The 13890-nt window shown below is 38.7% G+C and carries 11 protein-coding genes; 10 read left to right on the top strand and 1 reads right to left on the bottom strand.

The annotated features are described in order from the left end of the window. Nucleotides 1-125: 125 nt before the first annotated feature. The 5 genes from ACN6MT_RS28125 (at nt 126) to ACN6MT_RS28105 (ending at nt 7872) form a co-directional block, all read left to right on the top strand. Nucleotides 126-2510 carry a polyprenyl synthetase family protein gene (locus ACN6MT_RS28125; RefSeq protein WP_419954109.1) on the top strand — a complete coding sequence of 795 codons (2385 nt, stop codon included), beginning with the start codon at nt 126-128 and terminating at the stop codon, nt 2508-2510. Between the two features lie 150 nt (nt 2511-2660). Beyond that, the gene (locus tag ACN6MT_RS28120) at nt 2661-4400 is read left to right on the top strand and encodes an ABC transporter ATP-binding protein (protein WP_419954108.1); all 1740 of its coding nucleotides are present in this window, start codon (nt 2661-2663) and stop codon (nt 4398-4400) included. Continuing rightward, nucleotides 4397-6187 carry an ABC transporter ATP-binding protein gene (locus ACN6MT_RS28115; protein WP_419954107.1) on the top strand — a complete coding sequence of 597 codons (1791 nt, stop codon included), beginning with the start codon at nt 4397-4399 and terminating at the stop codon, nt 6185-6187. The genes ACN6MT_RS28120 and ACN6MT_RS28115 overlap by 4 nt, the downstream gene beginning before the upstream one ends. Before the next feature lie 147 nt (nt 6188-6334). After that, complete coding sequence (locus tag ACN6MT_RS28110) at nt 6335-7609, top strand: serine dehydratase subunit alpha family protein (RefSeq protein WP_419954106.1); 1275 nt, start codon at nt 6335-6337, stop codon at nt 7607-7609. Nucleotides 7610-7698: 89 nt separating this feature from the next. Then, nucleotides 7699-7872, top strand: coding sequence for a hypothetical protein (locus ACN6MT_RS28105; protein ID WP_169803753.1), 174 nt, complete (start codon nt 7699-7701; stop codon nt 7870-7872). A 42-nt stretch (nt 7873-7914) separates the two neighbouring features. On the opposite strand, the gene ACN6MT_RS28100 is transcribed toward ACN6MT_RS28105, so the two are convergent. Next, nucleotides 7915-9561 (bottom strand): ABC transporter substrate-binding protein, encoded by a 1647-nt coding sequence (locus tag ACN6MT_RS28100; RefSeq protein ID WP_419954105.1) that lies wholly within the window; start codon nt 9559-9561, stop codon nt 7915-7917. 101 nt (nt 9562-9662) lie between these two features. Between ACN6MT_RS28100 and ACN6MT_RS28095 the strand changes: the two genes are divergently transcribed. From ACN6MT_RS28095 to ACN6MT_RS28075, 5 genes are all read left to right on the top strand, one after another. Continuing rightward, nucleotides 9663-10907 carry an MDR family MFS transporter gene (locus ACN6MT_RS28095; RefSeq protein ID WP_419954104.1) on the top strand — a complete coding sequence of 415 codons (1245 nt, stop codon included), beginning with the start codon at nt 9663-9665 and terminating at the stop codon, nt 10905-10907. Between the two features lie 13 nt (nt 10908-10920). Beyond that, nucleotides 10921-11466, top strand: coding sequence for a GNAT family N-acetyltransferase (locus tag ACN6MT_RS28090; RefSeq protein WP_419954103.1), 546 nt, complete (start codon nt 10921-10923; stop codon nt 11464-11466). 119 nt (nt 11467-11585) lie between these two features. Beyond that, a complete protein-coding gene (locus tag ACN6MT_RS28085) occupies nt 11586-12362 on the top strand; it encodes an amino acid ABC transporter substrate-binding protein (protein ID WP_419954102.1) in 777 nt (258 codons plus the stop codon). Between the two features lie 64 nt (nt 12363-12426). Next, on the top strand, nt 12427-13086 hold the full coding sequence (locus ACN6MT_RS28080; protein WP_419954101.1) for an amino acid ABC transporter permease: 660 nt from the start codon (nt 12427-12429) through the stop codon (nt 13084-13086). A 15-nt stretch (nt 13087-13101) separates the two neighbouring features. Then, complete coding sequence (locus ACN6MT_RS28075) at nt 13102-13848, top strand: amino acid ABC transporter ATP-binding protein (protein WP_419954100.1); 747 nt, start codon at nt 13102-13104, stop codon at nt 13846-13848. Nucleotides 13849-13890 lie beyond the last annotated feature (42 nt).

The raw sequence follows: 13890 nt of genomic DNA, 5'->3' as shown, positions 1-13890 counted from the left end.
CCCTCAGCTGAAAGGTCTGAAGGGATTTTTTTATATAATTTTCAGTTTAATAGTTATAAAGCGAAAGCTTACGTGTATTATTAATATACATACTAAAGCGAACGTGAAGTTGAGGTAATGTTTAAATGATGAAGACGGTATTAATAAATGAAGATACTTGCTATGCAATGGCTGAGCAAAAGGCAAGTAATTATTTTCAGTCGCTGTATCAGCAAGTGCTGCAAAAAAGCTATGTTACTACGCTTACAAGTGATATACAATCCTGGAAGCACAATCATATTCCCCATCATTCAATCGTAACTTTCCTTTCTCGCAGAAAGAGAAAACCGACTTCCTTTGAGTATCATAGTTATCTCCAATGGCTCGATTATACAGGTAAATTAGATAACTACCTAGATAGAAGCATCTCTTATATTTTTATGCGTGATTTAGGTAAAGCACTCGATTCTAAAGAGACAGAGGCAAGGATTCAAAGTGTTGTTACTAGTTTAAAAAATAATCTTACTCAATCCCAGGAAAATAAAAAAAATAAAAATGAGACTTTTTCAATGGCTTGGCTGTACAGATGGGCACAGCAGGAATCAATTGAATTGACGATAATCTGGTTAATGAACAAACTAAAGAGTGTAGCTAACCATATTCCTCAGGGAATGGATGCGGATCATGCACAGCGAAAGCTAATTAAAATTATAGCTGGAGTTATTTTGCACGAGATGGAAGAAATGGGTGATAGAACTTCTGCTGATGGACGTGCTCATAGACTTGATAGAGCCATTCGGTTAGGTTATGCCTATGGTTTGACGTATCCCTTTATTGATGATCTTCTAGACTCCAAAGTTCTATCTGATAAAGAGAAAAAACAATACTCCGATTTAATTCGTACCACGCTTACCACGGGAGCAGTACCGAAATTGGGCAGTGATTGGGAAGAAGAGAATAAAGCTTTAATCACCTTCATTCATTCTGAGCTTCGGGAGGGATTTGAGTATATAAAAGCGCAACAGCGGCCAGAGACCATACGATCATTCTTTGAACAATCGTATGTATTTTTTCATTCACAGGAAGTGGACCGAGAAAAGGACTTAACAAATGAAAAATACACCAATGAAGAGCTCTACATCCCGGTCATTCTTAAATCTGCCTCCTCACGATTGATTGTCCGCTCCGTCATTACTGCAGAGGAAGATGAGGGCTTTGACAAACGAACCTTTTTTTATGGTATATACAATCAACTCGCAGATGACTTTGCAGATATGTTTGATGACTTGGAAAATGGTGCGGTCACACCCTATACCTATTATCTGAAATATCATAATCAGCGTAATGATCTTATAAACCCATTTGAATTATATTGGAGTGTCATATCCAATTTAATACATCATGTTTATCATTCAGATAAAAAGGCCTGTGAGATCATTTTAAATCGAGCGATAAATGGATTAAAAAGATATAAAGAACGTTTAGGCACCAAAAAATACAATCAAGTAATGGAGATATTTGCTTCTGGGGTTCCGGAATTTAATTCTGTAATTCAAAAAATGGTCAATAAAGCCGATGATGTTGACTTCTTTGATAAACTTCTCCGAGATCATATGATTACCAGTCTTAAAAAGGATCGGAAAGAACAAGAAGAATTTCAAGAGAGTATTGACAATGTAAGGGAACAAATTAACCAGCTCTTACCTATCGCTAAAGATGAAACTGCAACTTTATTAATAGAGCCAATTACTGATGCAGCAAACTATAGTCTTGAAGGCGATGGAAAACGGCTGAGGCCAATCATTACATGGATAATGGGTATAAATGAATATCAATTAAGTAAATCGGCCATTGTGCCGCTGCTGCGATCATTGGAATTTATGCATACTGCTTCCCTAATCTTTGACGACTTGCCATCCCAAGATAATGCGTCCATCCGTAGAGGACGTTCAACTCTTCACATGGTTTATAACAATGCAATTGCCGAGCTTACAGCCCTTTTTCTTACCCAGAAGGCGATAGAGGAACAATCAATGCTAGAAGATTTTGATTCGAAAACAGTACTAAGTTTGATTCAATATTCGGCGCAAATGACGGCAGAGATGTGTAAAGGCCAGGCGATGGACTTAGGTTCTAGAGGTAAACCATTAACACTGGAACAATTGAATATGTTGTGTTTTTATAAAACCGGAATCGCCTTTGAAGCTGCTCTCATTATGCCGGCTATTCTTGCCCATACAACAGAATTGGAAATGCAAGCGTTGAAAAAGTATGCCTATCATGCCGGAATTGCATTTCAAATTAAAGATGACCTCCTTGATGTTGAAGGGGATACGAACACACTTGGAAAATCCGTTGGAAAAGATGCAGAAAATAATCATTCGACCTTTGTATCAATCTTAGGCTTAAATGGAGCTAAAAAAGCGATGTGGGAACATTATTGTCTTGCAATGGAGACCCTTCAAGAGATACCGCGAAATACCGCTTTTCTCAAGCATTTACTCAACTATATGGTCCACCGTGAACATTAATCGATGTATTGACCAAAAAGGTAACACCCCCAGGGATGTTACCTTTTTGTGTGTCAGCAAGAAAAAAGGAAGAAAATGAAAATTTTTTTCAAATAGTAATGAATATTTCTATTATTTGTAATAAAATAATATCTCGCGAGGGGGATTATTATGAATTTATTAAAAACTACATTGGGTCATTTTAAACCATATTGGAGAAAGTTACTGCTTGCTCTTGCCTTTTCGTTAATGGGCGGAGCATTTACCATCTTGCCTCCAATATTGGCAGGTAAACTAGTGGATGAAGTAATTGGTGCCCGAGATACAACCTTTTTACTATGGATTGTTGGTGGTGTACTAATCGCTTTTCTAGGCAAGTCTTCGTTTGAAACCTTGCAAGAGTATGTGCAGGTAAAAATCGGTCTAGATGTGATAACAGACATGCAAATCCGTGCATTTAAAAAGCTGCATCGAACACCGATGTCTTTTTTTACTACAACACCTCGAGGAGATATGTTATACAGGTTAACTCATGATGTCGAGTCCGTTCAAAACTTAAATAATACGGTCGTTCCTCGTATATTACAGCAAGTTATTGGTGCGATTGCTGCTTTTACAGCTGTATTCGCATTGTACTGGCCGGCAGCCATTGTCATGTTTGCGGTATTTGCCATTTACATATTTCCTTCATTTAAACTAGGGATAACGATGCGGAAAATGAGCGCTGTGCAAAGAGAGATGAGCGCAGACATGTATCAGCACCTACAGGAAAGCATTGAAAGTACTAGACTTGTTAGGACATTTCAGACGCAGAAAAAGGAAATTGAAACGCAGCAGAAAAAACAGACAGAATGGAAAAACTACTCGATCCGTGCAGCTTTAATTGGAAAGGTCAATTGGCGGTTAGGCAATCTATTTAATATAGCAACTCCCGGTGTTGTTATGTTAATTGGGGGCTTCTCCATTTGGAAAGGCAATCTTACCATTGGAACCTTGATTGCTTGTCTTAACTTTATTCCGATTATGTTTTTGCCTGTCCGGTCGTTGGCTGAGAATGCTTTAACGATTCAACAGGCAATTCCAGCACTACAAAGAATCTATGAATATTTCGATTTGCCGGAAGAGCATGAAGAACACCTGCCAGCCTTTGGTGCAGTTCAGGGTAAGATTAACTTAGATAATATTTGGTTTACTTATCCTAACAGTGATAAAAAAATCCTAAAAGGCGTATCACTCTCAATGGACCAAGGGAATCACATTGGAATTGTTGGAACAAGCGGAGGCGGGAAAAGTACACTTATACAGATTCTCCTTGGTTTATATGAACCTGAGAAAGGGTCGGTTCATATCGATGGAAAGAATCTTTTTGCCTGCAACCGAAATAGCTTTAGGCAGCAGGTAGGGGTCGTTTCTCAGGAAACGTTTCTCTTAAACAGTACGCTGCGAAATAATCTTTTATATGGAAAAAAGGAAGCAACTCAAGAAGAATTAGATAAAGCGGTTGAAGCTGCGGGGTTAACTGAATTAATACAATCTTTGGACGATAAGTATGAAACGGTGGTCGGTGAACGCGGATTAAAGCTATCCGGTGGACAGAGGCAAAGGGTAGCACTTGCTAGAGCCATTCTACGCCAGCCTCCAATTTTAATCTTCGATGAAGCGACATCCTCCTTGGATGGGGAAACAGAAGAAAAGGTCCAGGAAGCACTTGAACAATTAATTCCAGGCAGAACAACCATCACAATCGCCCACCGGTTGATCACAGTCAGGAATGCAGATAAGATTCTCCTTTTAGATCAGGGCATGGTGGCAGAAGAAGGAACACATGAAGAGCTGCTGGCATTAAAAGGGCAGTATTATGAATTATATAAAGCCCAATACAGCGAGTTGGAAAAGGAGATGATTGGATGAGCGCAAACACTGTCTCCGGGCAAAACAAAAATCGCGATGGCCGCAGAGTTCTGGCGTTTTTAAGACCCTATAAAAAGTGGGTAATTGCTGACTCAGTTGTTATCGCAATAAGTCAGGTTTTTTCAGCTTTAATCCCTACATTAGCGCTTAGCTGGCTTGTGGATACAATCATCCCGAATGAAAACCATTCTTGGCTTTGGGGCTTAATGTGGTTATTAATCTTTTCCGCCATCTTCGATTTAGTTATGATGGTCATCGATGAATATTTTTGCCATCAGACAGCTAAGACAGTAACGAATTGGCAAAAGCTGAGGCTGTTTAGCCATTTGCAGATATTGCCTTATTCTTTTTACCATAACAATTCTTCTGGGGAACTGCTGGCACGAGTCTCGGATGACCCTGATACTCTCCACAATTTTCTTGCTTGGGAAGGATCGACCTTCATGGCAAGTGTCCAGGGGGTATTTATTTACAGTCTGGTACTGCTTTGGATTCATCCTTATTTAATGATTACTAGTGTGGTCCTAGGTGTTATCTTTTATTGGACTTCTAATTATGTGGGGGCCAGGACCAGAGCTGCCTCTGCTGACGCGAGACACGAAGCTTCCAGATATCTAGAAAGATTGAGAGAATCGGTTACGGGAATTCATTTATCACGAGTGATGGGAGTCTCTGAAAATGAGGTGGAAAGTGTTATTGCCATCCGAAACTCTTTCGTAAAGCATTCTATTAAGGAATTAAAGGCAAGAATGCAATCAGTCGTGGTGATTGCCAGCTATAATGGATTTGCGTTAGCTATTGTTTATTTGATTAGTACATTATTAATTTGGAACAATAGTTTGACAAGCGGACAAATGCTTACCGCGGGTGGATTGGTCACGATTGCAGCTAACGAAATGCAGCGATTGCTGCGTAACTGGCTATCTGTCAGAAGAACTGGACCAGCGCTAGACCGTTCAGATATACTCCTTTCTCACCAGCCAGCGGAAGCTGAAATACTGGAAGGCATAAAAGGTGGAAGGGCTAGCGGCAGTATTAAGCTGAAAGATGTAACGTTCGCTTATCCAGAAAAAGAAGAAAACGTGCTGTCAGGGGTTACTTTTGATATCCATGCTGGTGACAAAGTGGCACTAGTCGGACCAAGTGGTTCAGGGAAGTCTACCATCGTAGATTTGCTATTTAGATTTTATGAGACGAACAATGGTCGGATTGAAGTGGATGGCAGAAATATTACTGAATGGGACACAGCGTGGCTGCGTTCACAAATAGCAATCGTGACCCAGGATGTTCAATTGCGGAATGGTACCTTGGCGGATAACTTAAGAATCGGAAAGCCAGACGCAACGGATGAAGAATTATTTAAAGCCTTACATGATAGCGGTCTGGATGAACTAGTGGAAAGTCTGCCGGAAGGCTTGAATACAAAGGTAGGAGAACGAGGAAGCCTTCTTTCTGGAGGACAGAAGCAGCGTTTATCGCTCGCTAGAGCCATTATTAAAGATGCGCCCATATTAATTCTAGACGAAGCCAGTTCTGCTCTTGACCCTATCACCGAAACGAAAATCAATGAGTCTGTTTTGAAAACAGGTAAGAAACAAACGATTCTTATTATTTCTCACCGTCTTTCAACCGTTCTCTCAGCAGATAAGATTATTGTTTTAGAAAATGGAAAAATTGCCGAACAGGGCGGACACGCAGATTTACTGGAAAATAGCAACGGAGTCTATGCTAGACTGTTTGGAAGAGAAGTAGAAATTGGAGAAGAAACAATCAGCCATTCAATGTAATAAAGTCATTTAAAAGAGTCTTTAGTTCCCAAGAAAGACTCTTTTTTATACGATATGGACTAATTGGTAAAATTACCCCAAATTATATCTGCTCTGCTATGGTAATATCTTAGATAAGGTATTTTAGAAAAGTAGGTGTGGAATATAATGGAGAAGCATAAAATAGAAGCCATTCTCGAAAAAGAATTAGTTATTGCACTCGGCTGTACGGAGCCTGTGGCGATTGCATTGGCTGCAGCAACGGCAAAAAGCTACGCCAAAGGGCAGATAGAAAAGATAAGTCTAAGAGCCAGTGGAAATATAATCAAGAATGCTAAATCTGTTGGGATACCAGGGATGACTTCAAGTGGTCTCGATTTCGCTGCTGCTATTGGTGCTGCTGCGGGGAATCCAACGAAACAATTAGAAGTATTAAATGGACTTACTTTTGAGGATGAGCAGTCCGCTTTAAAACTAATAGAAGAAGGAAAAGTAACATCTGGTCAAGCAGATACACCGAAACGACTATATATTGAAGTAACCCTAACAACCAATCAGCATACTTCTAAAGTGGTTATTTCTGATAATCATAGTAATATTACGTTAATCGAAGTTGATGGTAAGGCTGTGTTTCAAGGTGGATGCGAAAATATCGGCATTCAGTCTGATGAAGAAGAATTAGTCTCACTTACAATCGATGAAATTGTTGAATGGGTTCAACAGGTCGAAATAAATAGCTTATCTCTCGTAAAAAAGAGTATTGAACTGAATAGAATAATTGGACAAGAAGGTCTTTCGGGCGAGTATGGCTTAAAAGTAGGGAAGACCATTAGGGAAAATGTAAAAAAGGGAATTCTATCTGATGATATAGCTACTGCAGCGATGTCTCTAGCTGCAGCTGGTTCTGATGCTAGAATGGCAGGTTCAACACTCCCAGTCATGGCGAACACTGGAAGTGGCAATCAAGGAATTGCCGTGACACTACCAGTTGTGGCAGTCGCAGAGAAACTGCAGGTTTCTGAAGAAAAAATGATTCGAGCGGTTGCGCTGAGCCATTTGATTACCATTCATATTAAATCAAAATTTGGACGCCTTTCAGCATTATGTGGTGTCACCGCCGCGGGAATGGGTGCAAGTGGGGCAATCGTTTATTTACTTGAGGGTCAACTAAATCAAATTAAAGCTGCAATACAGAACACTATTGGTAATGTTTCGGGAATGATTTGTGATGGCGCCAAGGCTGGATGTGCGATGAAAGTATCTACCTGTTCGAATGTAGCCGTACAATCAGCTCTATTGGCACTAAACGATCAAGAAATTAAATCTACTGACGGATTTATCCATGATGATGTAGAAAAAAGTATTGAAAGCTTTTGTAAGCTAGGAAACGAAGGAACAAGGCATACGGACGAACTAATCTTAAAGCTGATGATGGAAAAATAAAGAGATTCGCCAGAGGCTTCAAGTAAAATTTCTAATATTTTTGGAATATGTGCAGATACTACTTCTGAAATAATGAAGGAGGTGTACATATGCCAAAAGCTAAACAATATGTTGACCAAGGTATGTCATCGGTGCAAAACACGGTTGATACACTGCAACAAGCACTAAGTAACGCTGAAAAACCAGATAACAAAAACAAGATCCAACAAGCAATTAATTCCCTAAACGAAGTCCAGCAACAATTATCAGGGTATCAAGATTAATGAACAGTGCCTGACATCTAGATGTCAGGCACTGTTTTTGTACTAATATTTGGGCTTCATCCATATTTTCGATAAATCTACATAACCAAAATGCTTCATTTTGATGTTCATTAAATTAATGGAAAAAGGTATTTGCCTCTTTGAATAATAGAGCGGGATACAGTGGGAATTTGTTATTAGATAATCTTCTATTTTTAAATGCTGATCCATCCATTGTTCAAAGGGCAAATGATCATAGGCTAGGATAGAATTCTGTAAAAAAGAATCAGATTGTATTAAATTTCGCAGTGGTGAAAAGTTATTTTTCAAAAAATTAAAAAAGGAAAAGCTTTGATTTAACTCAAATATTTCTCCATGTATAAATAAATCCGCATTTACTTTTAAATCATCATCATACACGGCATTGTGGAACGAGACTTCCTCTAACTCCACTCTAATCCCTGCTGCTTCAAGTATGTTTTTCAGCCAAATGGATACATCCTTTGCATAGCTTGTGTACTTCATTTGTAATGGTTCTGATAGTGATGCTTTTACTATTTTTGGCATTGAATATGGCTTGGAAAAACCGATTAAACAACCAGAACAATTTTCAGAAATTAGGGCATTAACTGTCGATATTTGCGAACGATTTTCGTCTATCAACATATGAATGTAATCCCTAACTTCCTTTCTAGCAATATCGGTATGACGATTACTATTCATCACAACAATACCAAAGCCCGAGTCACTTTCCACTTTAAAGGTTCCAACCTCTTTTGATTCATGGGCCCCATAATATACATTTCCAAACTCTCTCGAAACCTGGATAAATTCTACAGTATCTAATAGCGGGCGCTCACCGTAATATTGTTTAAAGGCGCGTAATACGGTTTTCTCATCTGTATTTTCCCCCATATAAAAGCTGCCTGTCCCAATGACCTGACCGTTTGATTCCTTATAAATACTCGCGGTTATCATACTAAGAAGCGGCAAAATATAGGTACAGCCATTTGGAAATTCAATTTCTACGATTAGAGGTGCAGAAGAATATATCTTTGTGATAGGTTTCCATAGATCAGCATATATTTCATCCTGTTTCATCATAGAGAACGATTGGACGACGTCCTCCGCATTGAGAATGGAACCATCATGAAAGGCTACATCTTTTCGAAGGTATAATGTTAACTTCTTTTCCGTGACTTCCCAGCTATGAGCAAGCTCGGGAATGATTGTATTATCTTCCTCCAAAGCTACAACACGGTTATAAATGTTTGCAATTAAGTTTGCACTATGTACATCTGCAGCCTTTAAAGGATGATACGTTAAAAAGCGGTAAAATCGGGGAATGATTAATCGATCCTGCTCCTCTTGATGAAACCCAAATTTAGTTTGAAATCGCGTCATTAAACGCTGTTTAGTTCCTAGTGACCATTCATATAATAATAATTTACTTACTTCCTCAATCGAGTATTTTTCCAATTTTGATAAGAATAGTTGTTCATACTCTGATTCCACGTCCTTAATCCATTTTAGTGTTGATTCGTTCCCCCGACCAACGCCAGCTTGAAATGTTAACCAGCCTTCTTCTTGCCATTGTTTTAGTTTTCGTCGAGTTTGTTTTGTACTGAGAGTAATTATTTCTGCAAGCTGTTGTACTTTTACCTCTCCAGCAGCTTCTGAATTCCATAATGTTAGTAGATAATGGTCCATATTCTCATTCCTTTTAAAAGTAGACATTATTTTGAAAATTGGTCATTTTTAAACTCCTACGTCTAGTTTACTATATTTAGTATGAAAGGTGTTGGTATTTTATGGCATGGAAAGACTATCCCCAAAATATTAAGGTTCGACTGATTACTTCTTTTTTTAACCGAGCAATTGCCAGCTCAGTAATGCCGTTTATGGCACTCTTCTTTGCACAGCACAAGGGAGCGGTTTGGGCGGGCATTTTCTTAGCTATTACGGTCATTATTAGCTTTTTTATTAACTTTATCGGGGGCTATATTTCAGACCGCTTCCCTCGTAAAAAAATTATCATCACATCATCGGCGTCCAGTGCACTAATGTTTGCTCTAATGACAGTTAGCTTATTGCCTGACCAAAAATGGATTGTATTATTTGCGGCCAGCTATGTAATTTTCACGATTACCAGCAGTCTCGGCCGTCCTGCTGTGCACGCAATTATTATTGATTCGACAACACCTGAAAATCGAAAAAGCGTTTATGCTCTTGATTATTGGCTGGTTAATTTAGCAATGGCTATCGGGGCTGCATTGGGCGGACTTTTATATGTGGGTCATCAATTAGAGCTTTTTATCACGCTAACGGTCGTTTCAACTAGTTTGCCGATTGCCTATGGAATATGGCTGCAGGATACTCGAGTTAAATTACTGGAAAAAAAGCATGAAAATATTTTTATGGATCTGTTCCAAAATTATAAAGTTGCGTTTCAAGATAAACCATTTGTTATGGCCGTTGCGGGTTCAATGTTTATCTTTGCAGCCGAATTCTCACTTAACAGTTATATCGGGGTGCGATTAGCGAAGGAATTCAAATCAATATTCATCGGAAACTTTGAAGTGGCAGGGGTAAGAATGCTCAGTTTCCTAAATATCGAAAATATGCTGATGGTTGTGGCCCTAACATTCTTTGTAACGAAAATGACAGATAAATTTTCTCCGCGTAAAATGCTGCTATTAGGACTTTTGCTGTATAGTGCAGGTTATACCATCGTCACTTCGGCCAATATATGGTATGTTTTGATTTTATTTAATGCTATAGCGACAATTGGTGAGCTTATTTATTCTCCGATTGCCAATGCTGAAAAAGCAAATATGATGCCGGAGGATAAGCGCGGCTCTTATTCTGCCTTTTCTAATTTAGGTTTTAGTGGAGCTGATTTAATCGCTCGTGGTGCGATTGTTTTGGGGGCATTTTTAGTGCCGACGATGATGTCGGTTTACTTAGGAATCATTTTAATGGCTGGGACATTCCTTCTCTATAGTGGACTTTTTGTCGTAAATAAAATACGCGTTCAAAAAAATATGTCAACATAATTGGAGGTTTAAGGTGCTAAAAGTTGAGATTAGAAGACCTAAAATTGAAGATACAGAGGAACTTAACCAATTTTTTAAGACGGTCTTAACTGATACCTTTGCAAGAGAAGGATTAGCGGAGTTAGTCGAAGATATTGAAGCTGATATTGAAAGTAAGAAAAAGTATTTGAAATTGGATTTTGAGACTAGAGGAGAGAAAAGATATTTTTTAATAGCTTTGGCTGGAGACAAAATTATTGGGACAATAGCATGTGGGACAGCAAATGAACTGATTCAAGAGTGTACCAATGGAGAACTCGGGACGATGGTTGAAATTGGGACGGTATACGTACACCCCGTTTATCAAAGACAGGGTGTCGGGAATAGACTCCTAGCGGAGATGTTACAGATATTAATAGCCCGGGGAATTCAAGAGTTCTGTCTTGACAGCGGCTTTAAAACTGCCCAAACGATTTGGTATAAGAAATTCGGAGAACCTGAATATTTACTGAAGGATTATTGGGGACAAGGACAAGATCATATGATATGGAAAATAGCAACGAATGGGGCCAGTTTTTAAAAAATAGGCTTCTTTTTATTATTATGTTGTACTACATAATATTATAGTGTTATAATGTGGTAGTATGATAATATGGTAACGCGCTAAAGTGAATTTAATAATAAAAGGGGTATATACAAATGAAGAAACAATTAGCAATTATGATTCTTATAGTAAGTGCAATACTTGTAATTTTTACAGGGTGCTCTAAATCAACAAGTAAAGAGGAAGAAACACTTGTCATTGGTATCGATGATAAATTTGCGCCAATGGGGTTCCGTGATAAGGATAATAATATTGTAGGTTTTGATATTGATTATGCTAAAGCTGCAACAGAAAAAATGGGCAAGGAAGTTACATTTCAGCCAATTGACTGGAAAACAAAAGAAGCAGAGCTCAGCAGCGGTAGAATTGATTTAATCTGGAACGGGTATACAATCACGGATGAACGGAAAGAGAAGGTCCTTTTCACAAAACCTTATCTGAAAAATGCACAGGTACTTGTGACCCTAGCTGATTCTGAACTTACAAAGCTAGACGATTTAGATGGTAAAGTAGTTGGACTTCAGTCACTTTCTTCAGCTTCAGATGCCTTGAATGCTTCTCCAGTAAAAGATAAACTTAAGACGGTTACTGAATTTGCAGATAATGTACAAGCTTTGACAGACTTAAAGAGTGGTCGCTTAGATGCGGTGGTCATTGATGAAGTTGTTATTGATTATTATATGACTAAAGAAGAAGGTACATTTAAGGTACTTGATGAATCACTGGCTCCAGAAGAATATGGAATTGGTGTGAAAAAAGGAAATGAAGAATTGCTTGAAAACCTCCAAAAGGCACTTGATGAGATGAACGAGGATGGAACAGCTGCTAGTATTTCTGAAAAGTGGTTTGGAGAAGATAAAGTACTAAAGTAATATGAAAATAAGGTGAAACAGGATTTCCATTGGGAACCCTGTTTTGTTTTTGGAGGAGTTTTCAATGACGTTAGACTATTTTACGTCCATTCTGGTACCAATGCTTGAAGGTGCACAGATGACCGTTCTATTGTTTTTTATTGCTATTATCGTCTCAATTCCACTTGGTTTCTTGCTTACGCTTGCTGTAAAAAGCAGCTTGAAGCCTTTATCCTTACTTGCTCAGGGTTATATTTATATCATGAGGGGGACGCCTCTGTTACTGCAATTACTGCTAATTTGCTTCGGCCTTCCGATGCTGCCTGTAGTTGGCGAGTATTTAGTTTTAGACCGATTTGTTGCAGCTTGTTTAGGGTTTGTCTTAAATTACGCTGCATACTTTGCTGAAATTTTCCGCGGTGGACTCCTGGCAATTGATAAAGGACAATATGAAGCTTCACAGGTTCTTGGATTAAGTAAGTGGCAGACAACAACAAGAATCATCTTACCCCAAATGTTTCGGGTCACACTGCCGGCTATTGCAAATGAATCGGTGACACTTGTTAAAGATACTGCTTTGCTCTATGCTGTTGCAGTACCAGAGTTGCTGCACTACGCTCAAACTGCCGTAAACCGTGACTTTACTATTGTTCCATTTTTTGTCGCTGGAGTAATTTATCTCATTATGACACTCGTTCTAACCTTTATTTTTAAAGGGATTGAAAAAAGATACAAATTTGAATAAAAAGGATTGGTAAATGTGGCTATCATTGAGGTTTCCAACCTTAGAAAATCGTTTGGCAAGCTGGATGTGCTAAAACAGATAACATTTGATGTAAATAAAAATGATGTAATAGCGGTAATTGGACCGTCTGGTTCCGGGAAAAGCACCATGCTCCGCAGTTTAATTCACTTGGAAGAAATAAATGCAGGAAGCATTACGATTGATGGTGATTCATTCGTTAAAGATGGAGTCTACGCTAAACCGCAGGAAATCAAAAAGATTACTTCAAAAATGGGGATGGTCTTTCAGCATTTTAATCTATTTCCACACTTGACGGTTAAAGAGAATTTAGAACTGCCTCCTAAATTAGTAAAGAATGAGCCGATAGAAATGATTCAGCAGAGAAGTAATGATCTGTTGAGGAAAGTTGGTCTTACTGAGAGAGCGGATGCTTATCCTGCAAATCTATCAGGCGGCCAAAAACAACGGGTGGCTATTGCTAGAGCTTTAATGATGAACCCTGAAATCCTTTTGTTTGATGAACCAACCTCAGCGCTGGACCCTGAATTGACTGGGGAAGTTCTAGAGGTAATTAAGGCACTTGCCAAAGAGCAGATGACGATGATAGTCGTTACTCATGAGATGGGCTTTGCCAGGGAAGTTGCTAATCGGGTTATTTTCATGGATAACGGAGAAATTATTGAATCAGGGCACCCTTCAGAATTGTTTACTAATCCTAAGAATGAACGGACAAAAGCCTTCTTAAGCAGAAGTTTGAAATAATTAGAAAGCAAAAAGGGATACAGTCATTAGAAGCTGTATCCC

Origin of the sequence: Neobacillus niacini (genome assembly GCF_048572935.1) — a bacterium.
Taxonomy (GTDB): domain Bacteria; phylum Bacillota; class Bacilli; order Bacillales; family Cytobacillaceae; genus Neobacillus; species Neobacillus niacini.
This window is presented reverse-complemented; position numbering and strand designations above follow the sequence as displayed.